Here is an 18,385-nt window from a genome sequence, read left to right as displayed (position 1 = left end):
CACTGTTTTATGATTGAACTGTTTAATGTCTGAAAACGAGACATAAAAAAGCCTGCGATAAAATGCAGGCTTTTTAGTCTGTTCAGTAGAGAGCACATTTAACGTGCGATTACGTGCGCTCAGCTAGGTACGCTTCGTAGTCTGGGATCTCGATGATTACTTCTTCTTCAAGCAGTGAAGAGTTAAACAAGAAATTAGCGGTAGCGCGGTTAGTGGCCACAGGAATGTTCCAAACACTTGCGATACGAAGCAGTGCTTTTACGTCTGGGTCATGTGGTACAGCATTAAGTGGATCCCAGAAGAAAATCAGCATATCGATCTTGCCTTCAGAGATAAGCGCGCCAAGTTGTTGGTCACCGCCCATAGGGCCGCTGATCATGCTCTTGATTGCTAAGTCTGTCTCTTTACTTAGTAAAGAACCAGTCGTGCCCGTTGCGTAAAGGAAGTGCTTTTGTAGTTTTTCTTTGTTCTCTTTGACCCATCTTAGTAGCTCAGGTTTGAAGTGGTCATGAGCGACCAAAGCGATATGCTTATGTGTTGGCATAGTGCGCGTCGTTTTTTGCATGAATGTTCCCTAAATTGTTGTTTCGTTTTTATTGTTTTGAGTTCTTCAGCCAATATAGCACTATGGATTCACACTGAATACCGGACGAAACTCAGAAGGTGACAATGAGTCGGCGATAATTTGATCTTTGAGAGTTGCAGGTGTCAGCGCTTCGATAATCGGTGCGCTGTGTTGCTCGTAAGGTTGACCGCGTAAGTAACTCGTGGCTTGTTTTACCGACAAGCGACCTTGCTCAACCATTTTATCTGTTGGCGCAAAAAGTACCTTGTTACGGAGTAAACCACGGTAGGTTCCGTGACTTAGGTAACTTGAGATTAACCCAATCTCTTCGGTTTTATCGGCCGCTCGTAGCTCACTGATCGCTGCTTCAATCGCGACGGCACTTCCGACTATATATTGGATATCCGGCTCCTCGATCACCTGTTGTACTAGGTTTCTTTGCAGTTCTTTATCGTTATCTGCCCAATAGCTGATCGCGATTTTGATATCACTCGACTTGATCGCATCATAAAACCCCAGTGCCACAGGCTTAGTGCCGCCACTTGCTTGTGGACCAAGTAACAGGGCGATAGGTGTTTCGCCTGATCCTTTCGGGTGTCGTTTCGACAAAAAATCTCCGACTTGGTATCCCATTTGGTACCAATCGACACCGACCGTACCTTTTAATACCTTCTGTTGTTCTTCATTGACGGTTAACTCATTTACCGTAGCAAATACAGGCGTCGAGCCAACCCAATCAGTAAGGTTGTCATGGTATGCATCGGGTGAAACTGTGCCTAAAATAATCGCATCGGCTCCCCATTGTGTGCAAAGCACCAGTTGCGAGGCTTGTTTGGCCACGTTGGGGTAACCGCCAGCTTCCAATACTCTTAGCTCAACTTGCTGCTTTTCTGCTTCAGAGATCATTCCATAGTTTACCGACAACCAATAAGAGTCTTTGAGGTGCGGATAAATGGCACAAATTTTCTCTTTGTGTGATGTGGCTTCGGCTGGTTTTATTGGGCTCAAAGGCTCGCTAGCCCCTGAGACAGTGGTCACTGAGGCCAGTAGTGAGAGAAGAATTATTGAAGCGAAAGGTCTAGATAGCATGAATTGCCGTTTTATTGGTTTTAGATAAGAAACACTGCAAAATATAGCGTATTCTGCATGGGTAAAGAAGAACGTTTTAAGGTTTAGAGTTTATGTTGTTAGCTTCAGCGAGTATTGGACGCAAGCTGCTGGCCTCATTCTTAGTGATGGCACTGTTGGTTCTATTGTCTGCATTGATCGGTGTTTCTGGTTTTAGCTTTGTAGCCAAAACGGAAAGAAACGTCGTTGATTCGGCGCTTCCTGCCATGATCGAAGCTCGTCAGGTTTCTGAGTTGAGTAACCGTATTATTTCGTCAGTACAAACACTTTCTAATGCGAGAAACGAAGCTGAAAGAAAAGAGGCTGGCACCGTACTGTTTGACCAACTTGAGTCGCTTCTTCAACATATCAAAGAGCTTGGTGTCGACAGTTTCGATTCTCAGCTCCTCAATAAACTCGAAAACAATGTTCAAAGCGTTATTAACACACTGGCTGAGTTGGGTGTGTCGGTTGAGCGTAAGCTTTGGTTAAGCAAAGAGTTGTCGTCTCGTGTCGAAGAGATGCGCCTATTGGCCGAAGAGCTAGAGCAGTTGACGCGAACCCAAGTTTTGAACACGGCTACCATTGCGGTTGCTAACGTCACGCATATCTATGACCTGCTAGAAACCAAAGAAACGGATAAAGCCTACCAAGCCTTAGATGCGCTTGTAGAGGTTGACCTTGATTTGTCTGAGCGCCTACACGAATTGCATTTGCTGGCGTTCAAAATGCTTAACCAAATTGAAGAAACGCAAACCGTTACCAACGTAGAGCGTATTCATCAAATCCAATCAGAATTTGAATCCAACCTAAGAATCATGGCGCGCCGCGTTAAAGCGGTCGAAGATCCTACTCGTTCAGCGCAGATGTCTCAGCTTCTAGAAGAGCTCAGAAAACGCCAAGTCGTGTTCGATATTTCATTAGAACAATATGAGAACACCAAAAAGTCAGAGTTTCTGATGCAAAATACGTTGGAGCTGTTCTCTCAGCTGAATACAACGGTTAACCAACTGGTTGATGATTCAAACCGCAGTACCAAAAAAGCGGTTGATGAGCTGACCAGCACGTTGAATTTGGCTCAATGGTCACTGTCTGTGATTTCGGTTATTGGTTTGGTTATCGTTGCATTTATCGTGTGGCGAGTGGTGTATATCTCGGTTGTTAAACGTCTTACTGAATACTCATCGGCCTTGATGTCTATCGCACAAGGTCGCCTGAATATTGATATCTCGGTAAAGGGTAATGATGAGCTGGCTCATATGGGCGAGGCGATCATCACTGCCAGAAACACCGCGCAGGCGCTACAAGTGGTTGCGGTGGGTGAAGCAAAGGCGAAACGCGAACTTGAAGAGCACAAAGAACACTTAGAAGAGTTGGTCACAGACCGAACCTACCAGCTGCAAAAGACCAATGAGAAGCTGAACATCGAGGTAGGGAACCACGCTAAGGCTCGTAACGCCGCAGAGCAAGCAAGCCGCGCAAAATCCGCTTTCCTTGCGACGATGAGTCATGAAATACGAACGCCGATGAACGGTGTATTAGGTACTGCAAGATTGCTCAAAGATACCGGGTTAGACCCGCTGCAATCCGGCTATGCAGACATCATTAACCGCAGCGGTAAGAACCTACTCGCGATTTTGAATGACGTGTTGGATTACTCAAAGATTGAAGCAGGGCATTTAGAAATCCGCACTGCTTCGTTTGATCTTCATCAGATGGTTCAAGATACCTACCAATTGATGGAAGGGCGTGCCGCTGAGAAGAAGCTGAACTTTGATTTCCATATTGAAAGTGATGTGCAACGCTATTGGCGTGGTGACGTAACGCGAATCAGCCAAATCTTGAATAATTTGGTCGGTAACGCGATTAAGTTTACGGAAAGTGGCTCGGTCGATATCTTTATCAGCTTAGATATCGAAGATGAAAATCGAGTGATGTTTGAAGTGTCAGATACAGGTGTCGGTATTGATGCTAGCGAACAAGCTTGTCTGTTTGATGCCTTTACCCAAACCGATAGCGGTCGCAACAAAACCGGCGGCACAGGGCTTGGATTAGCGATCAGTAAAAGCATCATGTTGGCAATGAACGGGGATATTGGCGTTCATTCTGAAGAAGGCGAGGGTAGCCAGTTTTGGTTCTCACTGCCACTTGAAGCCGGTGAGAAGATAGAAACGAAAGTACCGGTCATTGAAGCGTGTATTCGAGCTAAAGTATTTCTGATTGAAGATAACCCCGTAAACTGCATCGTTGCTGAAGGCTTCTTGCATAACTTGGGGCACGAGGTTGTGATTGCGACAACCGGACAAGAAGCGAGAGCCATATTCAGTGAGCAAGAGTTCGATATTGCGCTGGTGGACATTAACTTACCCGACTGCGATGGCGTCGAGTTAATTCAACAACTCAAAGACGATGCGCTTCAGCATAAAAGTGAAGAAGACGTAATTCGAAAAGTACCCCCAATGATCGCAGTATCGGCTCATGTGTTTAACGAAGAAGTGGAAAGCTATTTGTCGTCTGGCTTTGATGGATTCTTACCTAAGCCGTTAGAGAAGGAAGCATTATCGGAATTGATTGTTGAGCAGTTGGACGGTCACACGCTGTTGCTGCCTCAGCCGGATCCGTCAGATGCTGTTTGTTGTCAGCTAAACTCTAAACCTCAGGAAACCGAGCTAGACTTATCAGCATTGGCATTTGCAAGCTCGACACAACGAGCAAACCAAGACGCGGAACATAATCAAGGAGAACCGATTGTGCAGATGATTAACCCTAAGATTATCAAAGACGACTTGGCCATTCTCGGTCGAGAAAAAATAGTGCAGATTGTTGGGTTGTTTGACCAAAGCAGCCAAGTCACTCTCGATGAACTGATTGTGGCAAGTGCCGCTGACAACGCTCGTGAAATTAAGTCTTTAGCTCATAAACTGAAAGGGTCTGCCGGCAGCCTAGGATTATCTGCACTGTTTGCTTTATGCCAGAGCATTGAAGCGAGCGAGGATCCATTACTTCAATATCGCGATAATGCAGACTCATTACCTGAATTGGTGAAAGACTCGTTAGCAGCGCTCCGAGAGCAACTATAGAGTGGCTATTGGGCGGAAAGCCCCAAAATAAGAACAGAAAACAAAAAGCAGGCTATTTCTCCGTTTTAATATGAAGAAGTGACCTGCTTTTTTATTGTCGAATAAGAATCTAAGTAAGGCTTTCAAGGAACGGCTCTAAGCCATCTTGATATGTCCAGCAGCTTTGATCTTAACGTGAACCATATTGCCTTGTAGGTAGCTTAATGGAATCTCGCTGCGTTCAATGATCGCGACATTATCGCTGCAAGCGCCAGCTTCAATCGCCAGTTGCTTTGATTGCGCTTCCAAGCCCTTTAAGGTCTCTTCACGTGATGCTGGGTCAATCGGTACGATCTTATCGAATTGACCTGATATTTCACCCAACGCAACACCAATCGCATTAGCCACTTCAAAGTGCTTAGGACGAACCACTTGGCTCACACCTTCAAAATGATCTGGGAATAGGGCACTACCACCACCAACCATGATTACGGGTACACTCGCCGCAGAGGTCTTCATCTTATCGATGCCTTCTTCAACATCCGTGACCATTTGTTGATAAATCTTGCTTGCTTGTTCGGCTGAAACACCAATCTCATCACTCAGTTGATGTTCTGCCTGCCACTGCATTTGTCCTGTTTTGAGTGCAATATCGGTGAGCGTAAGTTCATCACCACCAAAGCTACGCGCTGTTTGCGTCAAGGTATGGCCAACACTTTCTGGGCCTAGCTCTATACGCTGCTGTTCAAAGCGAACCTTGGTACCACCACCAATGGCTAACGCCAAAATATCAGGCATGCGGAAGTTGGTTCTCACTTCGCCAATCTCTACCGCTAAGCTCGACTCTCTTGGGTAACCGTGAGTTAGCACGCCGATATCAGACGTAGTGCCACCCACATCGACCACGATTGCATCTTTTAACTTGGTCAGGTGGCTTGCTCCGCGAATCGAGTTTGTTGGGCCACAAGCCACGGTAAGAATCGGGTACATCAATGCGAATTGCTGCGACATCAGTGTTCCGTCGTTCTGACCGAAATAAGGCGTGGTGTGGATTTCATGATTGATGAGTGCATTACAAAAGCCGTCTACGAATCGTTTTGCTGTACCTTGCAGAGCAGCATTGAGGATAGTGGCGTTCTCACGCTCTAAAAGCCCTAAACTGCCCACTTTATGGGATAACGATAGGTTCACGCCCGGAAGTTCTTGTTGAATCCATTCTGCTGCTTGAAGCTCCTGGTCGCCGTTGACGGGAGAGAACACTCCGCAGATAGCAATGGAATCCACTTGGCCTTTCATTTTCTGGCAAAGCTCGCGGATCTCAGACTCTTGAATGTCGGCAATCAACTGGCCGTCATATTCATAGCCGCCGTGTGCTTGGTAGAAGTGCTGACCAAGCAGGTTTTGCCACGCTTCACTCCAACCACAAAGGGGCGGGACGCTATCACCACTGGGAAGCGCTAAGCGAATCATGCCGACTCTGTCTAAGCCTTTTCGTTCAACGATTGCGTTGGTGCATTGAGTCGTGCCAAGCATCGCGTGTTTCACTTGCTGACCATCAATGTTTGCTTGGTTTAATAGCGCAGAAATCGCGTTGTCGATCCCTGTTGAAACATCATGTGTGGTTGCGGTTTTTACTTTGGCAATCACATTTAAGTCTGCGTCGAGCAGCACACCGTCGGTATTGGTGCCACCTACGTCAATGCCCAAACGGCAGTAATCAAGCGTAATGTTTGTCATGCGACTACCTCTTCAATGCAGACTTTAGTTGTTCAATGGTTTGATACTCGACGGTGTAGCCAAAGTAACCCGGGCCCGCGACTTCAATACCTTTGTCAGTGCGCCATTTGGGGTCGCAAGGGTAAGCGATAAGGTCGATGCGCTGCCCGTAACGAAGTTGTTCGGTTGTGATTGGCTTACCCGTTTCATGATCCAAGATCGAAATAAGATCCGGTGTTGATGCCAGCAGGTTATCTTGGCTCATGTCTGCGCGGCTTGTACCTTTGTGCGCGAGAAGTAATTCGTTTTGGAACTGCACAAACACGTTATCGACGCCGGTATCTTCAAACTGAGCCAGCTTTTCAATCACGACACCACCTGTTGCAAAACCACCATCGGTTTCACGTTGAATATCAACAATCTTGCCACTGATGATGGTATGGCCGCCGACAATGTCTAATACGGCCCGTGTGCCACTCTGATTGTTGTCGTTCGCCATTCTAATCGCTTGACCAATTTTCATCGCTTGGGTCAGTGTTGCGGGCAGTGCGCTGCGTTTTAGGTTCTTACCGTTCATTGGGTAATCGCACATTGCTGCAGAGCCACCCATCTGTTCGGTAATTGGTCTCGCAAACTTTTCAGACCAAATACCGTCAATTGGGTAAAGTGTGACGACATTGCCACGCTCATCGGCCAATGTGTTTGGTGCAGAAGGGAGACCATCAAGAAAGAAGGTCACCATCTGAGCTTCTGGGAACGCACGTCCCATCGCATCACAATCGATCACAGGAATGCTCTTTTGTGCTGCAACGAGAATTGGAATCAATGAATTGAAGCCGCCTACTTCGATAGGAAACGTTGCCGCCACTTCAGTGCCGAGCGCTTTTTCCATCGCTTCGAAAGCAATCAACATTTGATCTTTCGAATTGAGTTTCTCTACTGCGACGGTTGGTGCGCCAATCATTGAAGAGGGCACTGTCATCCAATCGTCTTGCACGTCTTCTAAAGGAATCATGCGTACAGGGTGCTTTGCCGTTGCAATGGCTACTTTCGCCATCAAGGCACCGCTGTATGGGTCACCGCCGCCGCCAGTACCTAATACCGTCGCACCCAGCGCGATATCATCAATCATTTGTTCAGTAATAATCACAACTACTATTCCTTATCACTTGAAGGAGAAAGCTTCATTAGGGCGAGGTAAATCACACCAGCGGCAAGAATGCCGTCTAACGCCGAGATGCTGGTGAACGAAAACAGGTTGAAAAACTCTGGTGCAGTACAAGCGCTGAATGCAGTACCAAATGCCCAAGAAGCCAAGCCTTTAAACATCCAAGCTGGAACTTGTTGGATGTTCTCAAAGCTCATTTTTGTCGAATCTAAAACATAATATTGAACGATGTAGACACCCGCAGCAGGCGCAATGGTTACGCTGAGTAGCATTAAGAAGTCGGTAAACTTGTTCACCATGCCGAGTTGAGCGATACCAATGCCGACGATGGTCATGATCACAACCAGAACAGGGCGCGGAATCTTAGGTAGAACCATCGACATGCATAAGCCGCCAGAGGTTAGGTTGCTACTGTTGGTGGTCCATTGTGCGAATACCAGTACTATAATGGCCGCCATGCCTAAACCTAGGGTGAAGAAGACTTCGACTAGGTCGTCGGTGCCGGTCATTTTGGTCAAGATCAATGCGATAAGAATGATGGCACTGTTGCCGACGAGGAAACCGATACCCGCTCCTAAAATCGCATCACGGCGTGTTTTGGCGTAGCGAGCAATATCAGGTGCAGCAACCGCAGCTAGAATCCAGATAGACATAACAAAAGAGATGGCTTGGCCAAGCGTCAAAGGATCTTCAATCGATGGCGCTGCGCCACCTTGATAATCAGCAGCCATAAACAAACCGATGGTAATCAACGTCACCATCAATGGAACAGAATAGGTACTGAGTTTGCCTAAAGCACGAACGCCATAGATAGCCGTCATCATCATTAACACACTGCCGCCAATAAGAGCGGTGAGGTGTGAAATTATGATGTCGTATTTCGCCAGTGCATCGACCATGATGAAAGCGAAGAAATCAGCCTGGAATGCGAACCAGCCGACTAATGAGATGCCGTTGATGAAGCCAAGAATTTTACCGCCGTTACGGCCAAATACCGCGCTGCTCACCAGCGGGGTAGAGACGCCAGCTTGAAAGCCAATGTTGGCACACAGCATCGCGATGATCGCCAATAAGCCTGAACCAATAAACGTGGCAAGCAGTGCGTCTTCAAAACCAATACCGCTGCTTAGAATCGAGCCGAGAAACAGTCCCGAAATGTCGATGCCGATTGCCAACCAAATAAGGCTGATGACCCACCAAGATCGTTTGGCCTTCTCGGGAACGGGTTCCAACTCGAAGTCATCTATCTTTTTGTGGCTGTGTGTTGCTTCGGGTTTATTCACGTAAGCTTCTGCCGCCATAGTGCCATCCATGCATTGTTATTCCATAAGTGTGAATAAAGCATACTGATGTATTTATTGTTAATAAATGAATATAATCAGATGTAAACATAACAAAAAACAAATGTGAGTGGCAAAGTGAATAAAAACAATAAGTTAGATAAAAGAGACCTACGTAGATTAGAGCTTTTTTGTGAAATTGTTGAACAAGGAGGCATCAATCAGGCGGTCGCAAGCACTGGGATTAGTCAACCAGTGCTGAGTAATCAGCTTATTGCCTTGGAAAAAAGCTTAGAATTAACATTATGCCAACGTGGTCGACGTGGTTTTAAGCTGACTCATGAAGGTGAGCAAGTGTATAAATATGCGAACCAACTAAAATCGACCTTAACCGACTTCGCTTATAAGTTACGAGGTGTACAGACGGAACTCTCTGGGCATGTGCGAATTGGATGTTTGGATAACACCGTCACTTTGCCTTATAACCCACTTCCCAAAGCGATCGAGACGTTTTACCAACGCAGTAACAGTGTTGAGGTGAGTGTTGATGTCGGGGATTTCACCCAGTTGAATGAGAAGTTAGCAAAGAACCAGATTGATATGATGATAGTGGTTCTAGGGTCACATCAAAAATCAGCGTTTCAACATAAATACCCACTGTTTGAAGAGCACAGTTATCTGTATGCGCGTAAGGATCTGGCTGAGAAGATCATGGACAAGGATTTCTCATTGGATGGCTGTCGTATCAACATGGGCGGCTATGCCAAAGATGAGATGTTCCGATTACTGAATATTGAGCAGTACGATTCCGTAAAGCCTTTTGATGGCTGGCATGTCGAGTCGGGTGTAATTTTAACCTTGGCGGGCACACACCTGAGTTTTTTACCGTCTCATTTAATCGACCGTGGCCATTATGACCAAGCCTTGATTCCGCTTCAGCCCGAGAAGTGGAGCCTTAAGAGTCAGTTTTATGTGGTGTTGAAGCAACCTGTAGATTCCCTTTCCCCCGCCGCGCGTGCGTTTTTTGATGAGCTACACCAACCGGAAACATCGGGTTCAATCTAGAGCACTTCTCGCTTCTCAATAGCATTTACGATACTTTTCCCCATAAACAAAAAACCTCTGCCAAGACAGAGGATTTTTGTTTTTAAAAGTTATGCGTGAAAACTAGCGGTTCTCAAAGCGGTTGTAATCCAACAGGCCGAACTCGATAGGTTGCGCTTGTTGATACCAGCGATGGACACGGTCACTGAACGGCCAAAACTCCGGAGAGCTGCGTCGTACAGCAAACTTATCAAGTAACGCCACGTAGTCTTCTTCCGTGTTCAAGTTCTGTAGCGTTTTAACCAGAGTAGGAATCTCGCTCTCGGTTAATGATAGGTAAGCCGCAGGGTAGCTACCGACAACGCCTCGTACGAGGGTAAGGTCATCATTGGCGTAATCACGGTTACCTTCTTCATTAAACAAGCTAGAAATGTTGCTGTGCGCGTTATTGTGAATCATGGTGAACAGTTGCTCTTCGCCGTTTTCGCCTTCAATCATGATCATCACTAATTGAGGCACATGACGCAGGCCTTCGCCCTTTATCAAATTCACTTGGTTAAGCAGTGCTTCATTCTTCCTACCAAAACCTGTTTCAACAATCTCAAAGCGATTATCGAGAACAGGTGCGAGCTTATCTTTGATCATATCAAGCAGTTCGTGTTTCGGATCCGCCGTTTTGTAAACCACGCTGGTCGGCTGATCAAAAGGTGCAATGTTTCGCTGCAAATAGTCACTCAGTTGTGCGCTTTGGTTCTGGTACCAACTAGAGTGTTCAATGTGACGAACGTCTTTAGGAAGAAGGCTTAAGAAGTTACTCTCACCTTCAAGACGCAAGAAGTCCATGAACATGCGTGTAATCAGCTGGTGGCCAAAGTTGCCGTAAACATCGAAGCCTGCAACGAGAAGATAATGAATACGCTCTAGAAGAGCATAATCAAGAATCCACGCAGTCTTAGGTTGCGTGCCAACTAACCCTTGTACAACAGAGGCGCTATCGAAGTGCCTAAAGACGGTGAGAGCAGCATTCGGGTTGATGCCATCGCCATCCCAAATGATGCCAGTGTCTAGGTGGACGCCACTCTCGAACCATTGGTTAGTGAAGTCTGATTTCGCGTTTAGGTATTGCGCTTGTTGCTTTGCGTATCTTACCCAGTTGGTCACAGGTACGGTGTTACTTTTTAGTTCGCTAGGTAGCTTTAAATTTTTCTTTTGACTTGCGTAGAAGGCGTTGATTTCTGGAACATCGGCTTTCTCTGGGTCGATGAAGAAAACCCAAAAACGGTCGTTAATTACGTTCAAGGCAAGTTGACCACGACACACAGGTCCTTTGATGTAGGCCATGATGGTGTTTTGCGCGTTATCTAACATGAAGTTGAAGCGCGAGTTTACTGGCAGCGCTTCAAATGATGTCATTGGGTTTGCTGAAACATCGATGTCGTAACTAGGTAGTTGTTTTACTTCGTAATTTACGTCGACAAACCAGGTGTTCCACTTTTGTAGACGCTCTTTATTAAGCGCGAAAGGCATGTGCGTTTTGTCGACGATAGTGCCTTGTTCTGGAATCAGACGGTAGTAAACACGGTCTACTTTTGGATCGTCATAAGGGCGACGAGTCGTGATGCGTTGTACCGCTTCACCTGGTGGTGTTGCAGAGCGAACAACAGTAAAGAAACGCGTTGGTTGAGCTAAATCAGAAAAATAGACATGAGATAAAAACAGGTGCTCGTAGATATAACGTGCTGAAAGTTGACTCTTATTGTCGCTCTTGTTTAAAAAGCTTTCGTAGACATTAACGAGCTCTTGTTCTGCATCAGTCAATGGAATGTGGTCGTTCATTAACGCGCCATTTTCCAACCAACTCATTAAAGTCGCGTATTCGGTTTTGTCTAAGTTTGGCATCCCATAAGGCATTCCCCAAGTTGGGTAATCTCTCTCGTATTGAGCGTATTCTTCAATGGTTGGGCACTGTTGGTCGCGATCGATTGAAAAGTCGAAACCTTCAAGCTGGGTTTGATCGGGCAGAGGGTGATTCTCTTTCTGGATCAACATACGAGAAACAAGACCAGCATCGAGGTTAGCCGTTGAGTTCTGCATACGCTCATTGAGGACAGGATGAAAATCCGCATCGCGCCACTCTTGCGTGGTTAAAGCATCTTCAAACAAGCGAGTAGGGGCTGATGCCGTTAAGCGGGTGCCTTGATAAACGAGTGCCTTGCTCGCGCCTCGGTCTATACCTTCCACTGAAGACATTTTGAGTTGGCAAGGGGCGTCATAACAAGCGTGACAAACCACGCATCGGTTATCAATGATGGGCTTTACTTCGTCAATGAAGTGCTGCGCTTGAGCTGAAAGAATAGGTGCTTGGCGATCGCGTACTTGTTGTTCACCAAACAGTTCGTCGAAGTTTAAACCCGCGTAGACGGCACAACCTGAGAAGACGCTAACAAAAGCTAAAATGAAGAGTTTTTTTAAATTCATACGTATTTAAATATTAGGCATTTTCTATAATTATATCGAAAATGATTGAAAATGCTCATGTTCTAACAATTTTGTAGACAAGATCTTGATGGGGCGAGTGACTTGTCGATGCGCGTCACTCGCTAGTGCTCAGAAATTGGTGTTTAGACTTAGCTAGATTTAAGTCCCAAGAGCTAAAAGCTAGCAGTTAAGAGTTAAGAGTTAAGAGTTAAGAGCTAAGACTCATTGATTGACGTAACAAACAGAGAAGGGGACAGACAATCGCTCAAACTCTTTGATCCAGCGCCACTGGTTGTCTTGCAGTTTATCGCCAGGGCCTTTGACTTCAATCCAATGAAACTCATCGCCCTTGAACGCAATCAAATCCGGCATCCCAGTTCTAAATAGCTTTAAGTCACTCAATATCACTTTGAAGAGGTCTACAACCAAGGCATTTGGAATTGAAGCCATGCCGTGTTCGATGAGTGCTTTAGGAAAATAATTCCAATGAACAAAGGGGTTCGCGATACCTTGCTTTTCATCGTAAGTATCAAGAAAATGGTTCAGCCCATGTTTGGATATCGTTTGAAACACGGCTTCAATCTGTTCGGCTCGCTTGTCTACGAAATCTGAATGGTACAGATCCAATGGTCGATGTTGGTAACGATTGATAAAGGCGCCTTCAACGTCTGCGAAAATGACATCCCAGAAAGCCAAACCAAACAAGCCACACAGAAAACTGTTTTCTGAAAAGTAGACGTCCCAACCTTGGTTCTCAAAATGCTGCTTTACCGCAAGCTCGACTCGAGTTTGGCTGAGGTCTAATTCCAGTTTTAACTCTTTGCAGCTCGGCTTTATGGTTCGTGAAACTTTGTGCCCCTGTTTCCGTAGCAGCCGGTCTTCAAGCTTAATAGCGACTTCCAACTCTGACACATCCGATGGAGTAGCTTTCATTTGCGTGACAATGTCACACATTGAGTCTAGCGTACCTTGCTTATCATAGATGCGTGCAAGTCGTTCTCTGCTCGGAGGAAGTGTAGATTGTCTGAACCAAAAGATTGCTTGGTCGTTTAGATTAAGCCTTTCAAGATCGCGAGCAACATCATTGATCAAACGCGATCGTTTTCTGGCAATACTTCTGTGTTCTGATTCTTCAGGAATCGCATTTAAAAGCAGTTCCAGAAACTCGCCATCTTTGCGGTCACCTTCTGAATACAAGCGTTGAATATCGCGCATCTGGATTAATTGATTGAGCTGATCCCTAGAGGTGAAGAAGCGGCGTTGCTTGCTTAATGGGTAGTTCTCAAAGGTGTGTAGCCCAAGGTCACTTAACACGAACTGACTTAAGTCTTGATAGGTGTTGGCAAAGAACAGCAACAGTAATACATCAATCACTTGAGATTCGATGACGTAAATACAGTCGAAAGAGAGGTTTTGAAATTGATCAAAAGGTTGCTGATCAAGCCGTAACAACAGCTCGTCTTTCTTGGCATTTCTATGGCTCTTAAGGGCGGGGAATACACTCAACAGCTCTGGTTTGGTGAGCAAGTGCAACCCGAGCTCGACCTCACTAATGGCGAGGTCATGCTGTTCTTCGGGATGACTCAACCCAATGAAGCCTGAGCTGTTTAGCTCTTGCAGTTCGGTCTTTAGATCTGGGATCTCAACATAGTTGAGTTTATCGCTGCGAAACCAACGGCCTTTACGAGAAAGCAAACGAACCATTAGGCATTGGCTTGAAACAGAAAGACGTTTGTATGCGGACAACCAACGACATTCATCATCACTCAGAAGATCGGGGTAGAGCGTTTGAGCGTGTTCAACCAGTCGATTGAAGTTGTCGAGATAATAAGTGGGGGAGAGCTGAAGAGTGGTTTCGGTCGTCAATGGAGAAGTCGCTTGATACAAAAAGAGCCTAACCCTAAGGTTAAGCTCTTCAGTAACAAATTCAATCTTTTCTGTTGATTAAGCTTGTGATGCTTTTAGTTCAGCAACTTTAGCTTCAGAGATTGGTTTAGTGATGATTGCTAGAACAATACACACTGCCATCATAACTGCAGAGATTGTGTAAGCTAGGCCGTAACCTTCGCCGTTTGACATTGAGAAGCCAACAACTGCTGCACCGATAGCGCCGCCGATACCCCATGCCGTGTAAAGCACGCCGTAGTTAGTACCGTAGTTTTTCAGGCCGTAGAACTCAGCAGTTAGTGTTGGGAATACTGCTAGAAGCGTACCGTAACCAACCGCTGCGATAGCCGTACCAATGATTAGCGTGAATTCAGAGTTGAACGTAGCGAATAGAGCCATGTTCGCGCCTTGAAGGATGAACGCTAGAAGTAGAGTACGTACGCCACCGATTTTATCTGCAAGCATACCCGCAGCAACACGGCCGCCTGAGTTGAATACTGCAAGGATAGACGCTAGGTAAACTGCGTTTGGCAGGTTAGCTTGAACGCTAGCAATTGTAGTGATGTTACCGATGATCATTAGACCAACAGATGCAGCGAATGCGTACATGATCCATAGAGAGTAGAACTGAGGAGTCTTCAGCATTACTTTCCAAGTTAGGTCTTCAGTCTTCTTAACCGCTTTAGGAGCTTGGCCTGCTTTTACTTTAGGCTCAGCTGGCGTGTAATCCGCTGGTGGGTTGTTGATTGTTGATGCTAGAGGTACTGCGATTGCAAGTACACCAACACCAAGAATCATAAAGCTAGTTTGGATACCCATGCTGTCGATTAGCGCAGAAGTTACTGGTGCTAGGTAAATAGCCGCAAGACCGAAGCCTGCTGCGATAAGACCGTTAACCATACCTTTCTTAGAAGAGTGGAACCACTTCATTGCTGATGGAGACAGACATGCGTAACCGAAGCCGATACCTGCACCTGTTATAATACCGAACGTGATGTTCAGCATCATAGGCGTTGTAGCGAAACCAGAAGCAATCATACCTAGGCCTGTAAGCGCTGTACCTAAGATAAGGATCTTACGTGGCCCCATACGGTCTTGTAGGATGCCCGCAACAAGAAGAGAAACAGAGAATGTGATAGTCGCAATAGCGTAAGGTGAAGATGCTTCAGCAGCACTCCAACCAGCTTCAGTTACTAGCGCTTTGTTAAATACACTCCAAGCATACAGGATGCCAAGACAAAGGTTGATACAGAAGCCTGCTAGCAGGATACGTGTTGCTTTATCAATCTTGCTCATTTTTATTCTCAGTTTTGTCATCGGTTAGTGGAGAGCCACTTAACTAAAGACGGGTTATTGTGATTGTTTCTTCAAAATTAGTTTGCGTTTATCAACAGATAGCGCAAAAGAGCGCGGATTATAACCAATTAAAAAGTGATTGGAATCTCTTTTTCCATTTTTGGTAAATTAAATTCAATTTGTTAATAAGTTGTTTTTCATTGGTTTTTGAAATGTTTTTAACACCTCTCTATTTTGTTCTTTTTCGCTCTGTCTTCTTATTATTTCAGGGATTTTGAGGTGATGGTTTTTGAATAGACGCGTATTGCGTGCGGATATCACAGAGTTACAAATAATTTTAATTAATTTCCAAGGTTAAATTTGTGTAACAAAATAAATCGTAACAGCGCTTTGTTCATATGAGACAAGGAGTAACGGAGTTTTATTAAAAACAGAATGTTAAGCAATTGTTAAGGGTGATTTTTGTTAGTACTTTTGCTTACATTTTGTTCGATTGGAGGGGTTGTGTTGTCCGTAAAAAGTGGGAAAATAGTATGCAAACTGAGATTCCAAATTTGAAAGGATGCGTTTCCAACTTATGGTGAGGCGAGTATTATGAAACTGTTTTTAATTTTATTGATGTCAATTTCTGGTGGTGTAGCGGCAGCTGACCATATTCACTCTTTCCTATTCGGCTTCTATGTTGCGGCTCTAGCAGTTGGTAGTTGCTACTGGCTTGCATTCCGCAGTACGCGTTTCCCACAGTTGGCATTAGTGCTATTGATGTGTGGCTTTTTTGCGAAAATTGCAGTGACTGTTATCGGTGTTTCTTGGGGTATCTCGAACGATATCATTCAATCGCCGTTCATTTTCTCATTGTCATACCTGTTCTTCTTAGTGGTTGTGTCTTACGTTTGGTTTGCATACCGCGATAAATTGACGCTAAAACAACGCGCTAAGAAAGTAGAAGAGTCTCGCAAGCAAGCGGCAGCATAATTCGATTTGATTCTTAAAAAGCCTTCTTCGGAAGGCTTTTTTGATCCTGCCTACCTGAACTCTATTATTTGGTTATGACGGCAGATAAAAGTAACCCCAGTATGGTGACATACTGGGGTTACTTGTTATGTATCTATTATCTAGCAGTTACCATCTACCAAAGACTACTCTGAAGGTGTGTTATTTCTTCATCATCTTAGCGAGATCGGCGAACGGGTTGTGTGTCGCTGACTGATGATCATCTAAACTCGCTTTTGCATCCACACCATAACGCTCATGGTCAGTGTATTTTGAATGCTCATGATCGTGACAGTACAGGCACAGTAGCTCCCAGTTGCTGCCATCTTCAGGGTTGTTTGTATGGTCGTGATCCACGTGGTGAACGGTAAGCTCTCGGAGGTTTGAGTAAACAAATTCGCGCGCACATTTACCACAAACCCAAGGGTACAGTTTTAGTGCTTTTTCGCGGTAGCCTTTCTCTTGGCGAGCATACGCTGCACTCGAACCTGTGAAATCAGAAGACATTGCCAAATCCTTATCAATTGTAATATCCCGATTTTATCACAGCTTTCTTGAAGCTGTCGGTATGTCGTTCGTAAAATCATTGCTAAATGATGCAGTGGACTTATCGATATTAGATTGAAGTTTGAATACAGACTTACCTTCTACACACTAACGCTTAAGCGGGTTATGTCTTTCTGGAATAAGCCATGCTTAACAGTTTGAAAATAAATCGTATTCAGGGGTTTTAACCGCAGGCATGTGACCTAATATCAGTTTGTGAGACCCTATATTAATAAGGAAATATCATGTCAGAACAATACACTCCGCCAAAAGTTTGGGTTAACGATACTGCTGGTGGTAACAAGTGGGCAAACATCAATAGTCCTGAATCTGGAGCTCGCTTTGATAAAGAGCTTCCTGTTGGTGACCATGCTTTTCAATTGTATTCTCTTGGCACACCTAACGGTCAAAAAGTCACTATCTTGCTGGAAGAGTTGTTAGCGGCGGGTGTTAAAGAAGCTGAATATGATGCGTACTTGATCAACATTGGTGAGGCTGATCAGTTCTCTTCTGGCTTTGTTGGCGTGAATCCAAACTCCAAAATACCAGCACTTGTCGACAAGTCTGGTGACGAAGACGTGAATGTATTCGAATCGGCATCTATCTTGATGCATCTAGCAGAAAAATTTGGTCACTTCTTACCAAAAAAAGGGGCAGCAAGAACACAAACCATTAACTGGTTGTTCTGGGCACAAGGTTCTGCGCCATTCCTAGGTGGTGGTTTTGGTCACTTCTACGCTTACGCGGATGAAAAGCAAGAGTACCCAATTAACCGCTTCGCAATGGAAGCTAAGCGTCAACTAGATGTGTTAGACAAGCAACTTGCTAACAGCACTTTCGTTGCGGGTGAAGAGCTGTCTATTGCAGATATCGCGATTTGGCCTTGGTACGGTAACTTAGTACTTGGCAAAATTTACGACGCAGCCGAATTTCTACAAGTTGAGTCTTACACCAACGTTGTGCGCTGGGCGAAGCAGCTAGAAGCGCGTGAAGGTTTCCAACGCGGCCGAGTGGTTAATCGTTCATTTGGCGAAGAGTGGGAGCAAGTACCAGAGCGCCATTCTGCAGAAGACATTGACCGAGTTTTAAAGCTTAAGCCTTAGTTCTTTTTTGAACGTGTTTTTGGCAGATATACCCTATCGGTCTTAATGTTAATGGCTAATTGAAACGCCATATCTCAATCGAGATATGGCGTTTTTCCGTTTTAAGGTAGGGAGAGGTTTTGTAATTGGAATGAGAGTCTCAA

The 18,385-nt window shown here is 45.2% G+C and carries 13 protein-coding genes; 4 read left to right on the top strand and 9 right to left on the bottom strand.

Going from position 1 to position 18,385, the window contains the following annotated elements:
• Positions 1-109: 109 nt before the first annotated feature.
• A complete protein-coding gene (locus tag AB6D58_RS06210) occupies positions 110-565 on the bottom strand; it encodes a methylglyoxal synthase (RefSeq protein WP_017060888.1) in 456 nt (151 codons plus the stop codon).
• A 60-nt stretch (positions 566-625) separates the two neighbouring features.
• Entirely contained in the window at positions 626-1,654 is a 1,029-nt protein-coding gene (gene torT, locus AB6D58_RS06205) for a TMAO reductase system periplasmic protein TorT (RefSeq protein WP_372156761.1), read from the bottom strand.
• A 92-nt stretch (positions 1,655-1,746) separates the two neighbouring features.
• Here torT and torS point away from each other — a divergent pair, with 92 nt between their 5' ends.
• Positions 1,747-4,752: a TMAO reductase system sensor histidine kinase/response regulator TorS gene (torS, locus tag AB6D58_RS06200; protein ID WP_372100270.1), complete on the top strand. Its 3,006-nt coding sequence runs from the start codon at positions 1,747-1,749 to the stop codon at positions 4,750-4,752.
• Between the two features lie 135 nt (positions 4,753-4,887).
• Here torS and AB6D58_RS06195 read toward each other — a convergent pair whose 3' ends face one another.
• From AB6D58_RS06195 to AB6D58_RS06185, 3 genes are read right to left on the bottom strand one after another with little or no spacing between them, the layout of a single operon-like run.
• Positions 4,888-6,468, bottom strand: coding sequence for a hydantoinase/oxoprolinase N-terminal domain-containing protein (locus AB6D58_RS06195; protein ID WP_372156759.1), 1,581 nt, complete (start codon positions 6,466-6,468; stop codon positions 4,888-4,890).
• Between the two features lie 4 nt (positions 6,469-6,472).
• On the bottom strand, positions 6,473-7,597 hold the full coding sequence (locus tag AB6D58_RS06190; protein ID WP_372156756.1) for a DUF917 domain-containing protein: 1,125 nt from the start codon (positions 7,595-7,597) through the stop codon (positions 6,473-6,475).
• A gap of 5 nt (positions 7,598-7,602) precedes the next feature.
• On the bottom strand, positions 7,603-8,928 hold the full coding sequence (locus tag AB6D58_RS06185) for a cytosine permease (protein ID WP_017064775.1): 1,326 nt from the start codon (positions 8,926-8,928) through the stop codon (positions 7,603-7,605).
• Positions 8,929-9,021: 93 nt separating this feature from the next.
• Here AB6D58_RS06185 and AB6D58_RS06180 point away from each other — a divergent pair, with 93 nt between their 5' ends.
• Positions 9,022-9,960 (top strand): LysR family transcriptional regulator, encoded by a 939-nt coding sequence (locus AB6D58_RS06180; protein WP_372058269.1) that lies wholly within the window; start codon positions 9,022-9,024, stop codon positions 9,958-9,960.
• Between the two features lie 102 nt (positions 9,961-10,062).
• Here the strand turns inward: AB6D58_RS06180 and AB6D58_RS06175 are convergent, their stop codons facing one another.
• The 3 genes from AB6D58_RS06175 to AB6D58_RS06165 form a co-directional block, all read right to left on the bottom strand.
• Complete coding sequence (locus tag AB6D58_RS06175) at positions 10,063-12,417, bottom strand: fatty acid cis/trans isomerase (protein WP_372083787.1); 2,355 nt, start codon at positions 12,415-12,417, stop codon at positions 10,063-10,065.
• 222 nt (positions 12,418-12,639) lie between these two features.
• Positions 12,640-14,304, bottom strand: a complete 1,665-nt coding sequence (locus AB6D58_RS06170; protein ID WP_372156753.1) for a VRR-NUC domain-containing protein — start codon at positions 14,302-14,304, stop codon at positions 12,640-12,642.
• Positions 14,305-14,361: 57 nt separating this feature from the next.
• Complete coding sequence (locus AB6D58_RS06165) at positions 14,362-15,600, bottom strand: OFA family MFS transporter (RefSeq protein ID WP_372156750.1); 1,239 nt, start codon at positions 15,598-15,600, stop codon at positions 14,362-14,364.
• Between the two features lie 594 nt (positions 15,601-16,194).
• On the opposite strand from AB6D58_RS06165, the gene AB6D58_RS06160 reads away from it, so the two are divergent.
• Complete coding sequence (locus AB6D58_RS06160; protein ID WP_017064770.1) at positions 16,195-16,575, top strand: hypothetical protein; 381 nt, start codon at positions 16,195-16,197, stop codon at positions 16,573-16,575.
• A gap of 180 nt (positions 16,576-16,755) precedes the next feature.
• Here AB6D58_RS06160 and AB6D58_RS06155 read toward each other — a convergent pair whose 3' ends face one another.
• Positions 16,756-17,100, bottom strand: a complete 345-nt coding sequence (locus AB6D58_RS06155) for a YajD family HNH nuclease (RefSeq protein ID WP_017060876.1) — start codon at positions 17,098-17,100, stop codon at positions 16,756-16,758.
• Between the two features lie 284 nt (positions 17,101-17,384).
• On the opposite strand from AB6D58_RS06155, the gene yghU reads away from it, so the two are divergent.
• Positions 17,385-18,242: a glutathione-dependent disulfide-bond oxidoreductase gene (gene yghU, locus AB6D58_RS06150; protein ID WP_102332906.1), complete on the top strand. Its 858-nt coding sequence runs from the start codon at positions 17,385-17,387 to the stop codon at positions 18,240-18,242.
• Positions 18,243-18,385: the final 143 nt, after the last annotated feature.

It is taken from the genome of Vibrio sp. 10N.239.312.D08 (assembly GCF_041466145.1).
Classification (GTDB): domain Bacteria; phylum Pseudomonadota; class Gammaproteobacteria; order Enterobacterales; family Vibrionaceae; genus Vibrio; species Vibrio crassostreae_C.
The sequence above is the reverse complement of the archived record's forward strand: the minus strand, read 5'-3'. Positions and strand labels throughout refer to the sequence as shown.

Excerpts from the sequence above, each read along its gene's own strand:
- AB6D58_RS06175 (WP_372083787.1), bottom strand. The coding sequence starts at position 12,417 with ATGAATTTAAAAAAACTCTTCATTTTAGCTTTTGTTAGCGTCTTCTCA.
- yghU (WP_102332906.1), top strand. The coding sequence starts at position 17,385 with ATGTCAGAACAATACACTCCGCCAAAAGTTTGGGTTAACGATACTGCT.
- AB6D58_RS06155 (WP_017060876.1), bottom strand. The coding sequence starts at position 17,100 with ATGTCTTCTGATTTCACAGGTTCGAGTGCAGCGTATGCTCGCCAAGAG.
- AB6D58_RS06160 (WP_017064770.1), top strand. The coding sequence starts at position 16,195 with ATGAAACTGTTTTTAATTTTATTGATGTCAATTTCTGGTGGTGTAGCG.
- torS (WP_372100270.1), top strand. The coding sequence starts at position 1,747 with ATGTTGTTAGCTTCAGCGAGTATTGGACGCAAGCTGCTGGCCTCATTC.
- AB6D58_RS06195 (WP_372156759.1), bottom strand. The coding sequence starts at position 6,468 with ATGACAAACATTACGCTTGATTACTGCCGTTTGGGCATTGACGTAGGT.
- torT (WP_372156761.1), bottom strand. The coding sequence starts at position 1,654 with ATGCTATCTAGACCTTTCGCTTCAATAATTCTTCTCTCACTACTGGCC.
- AB6D58_RS06185 (WP_017064775.1), bottom strand. The coding sequence starts at position 8,928 with ATGGATGGCACTATGGCGGCAGAAGCTTACGTGAATAAACCCGAAGCA.
- AB6D58_RS06210 (WP_017060888.1), bottom strand. The coding sequence starts at position 565 with ATGCAAAAAACGACGCGCACTATGCCAACACATAAGCATATCGCTTTG.
- AB6D58_RS06165 (WP_372156750.1), bottom strand. The coding sequence starts at position 15,600 with ATGAGCAAGATTGATAAAGCAACACGTATCCTGCTAGCAGGCTTCTGT.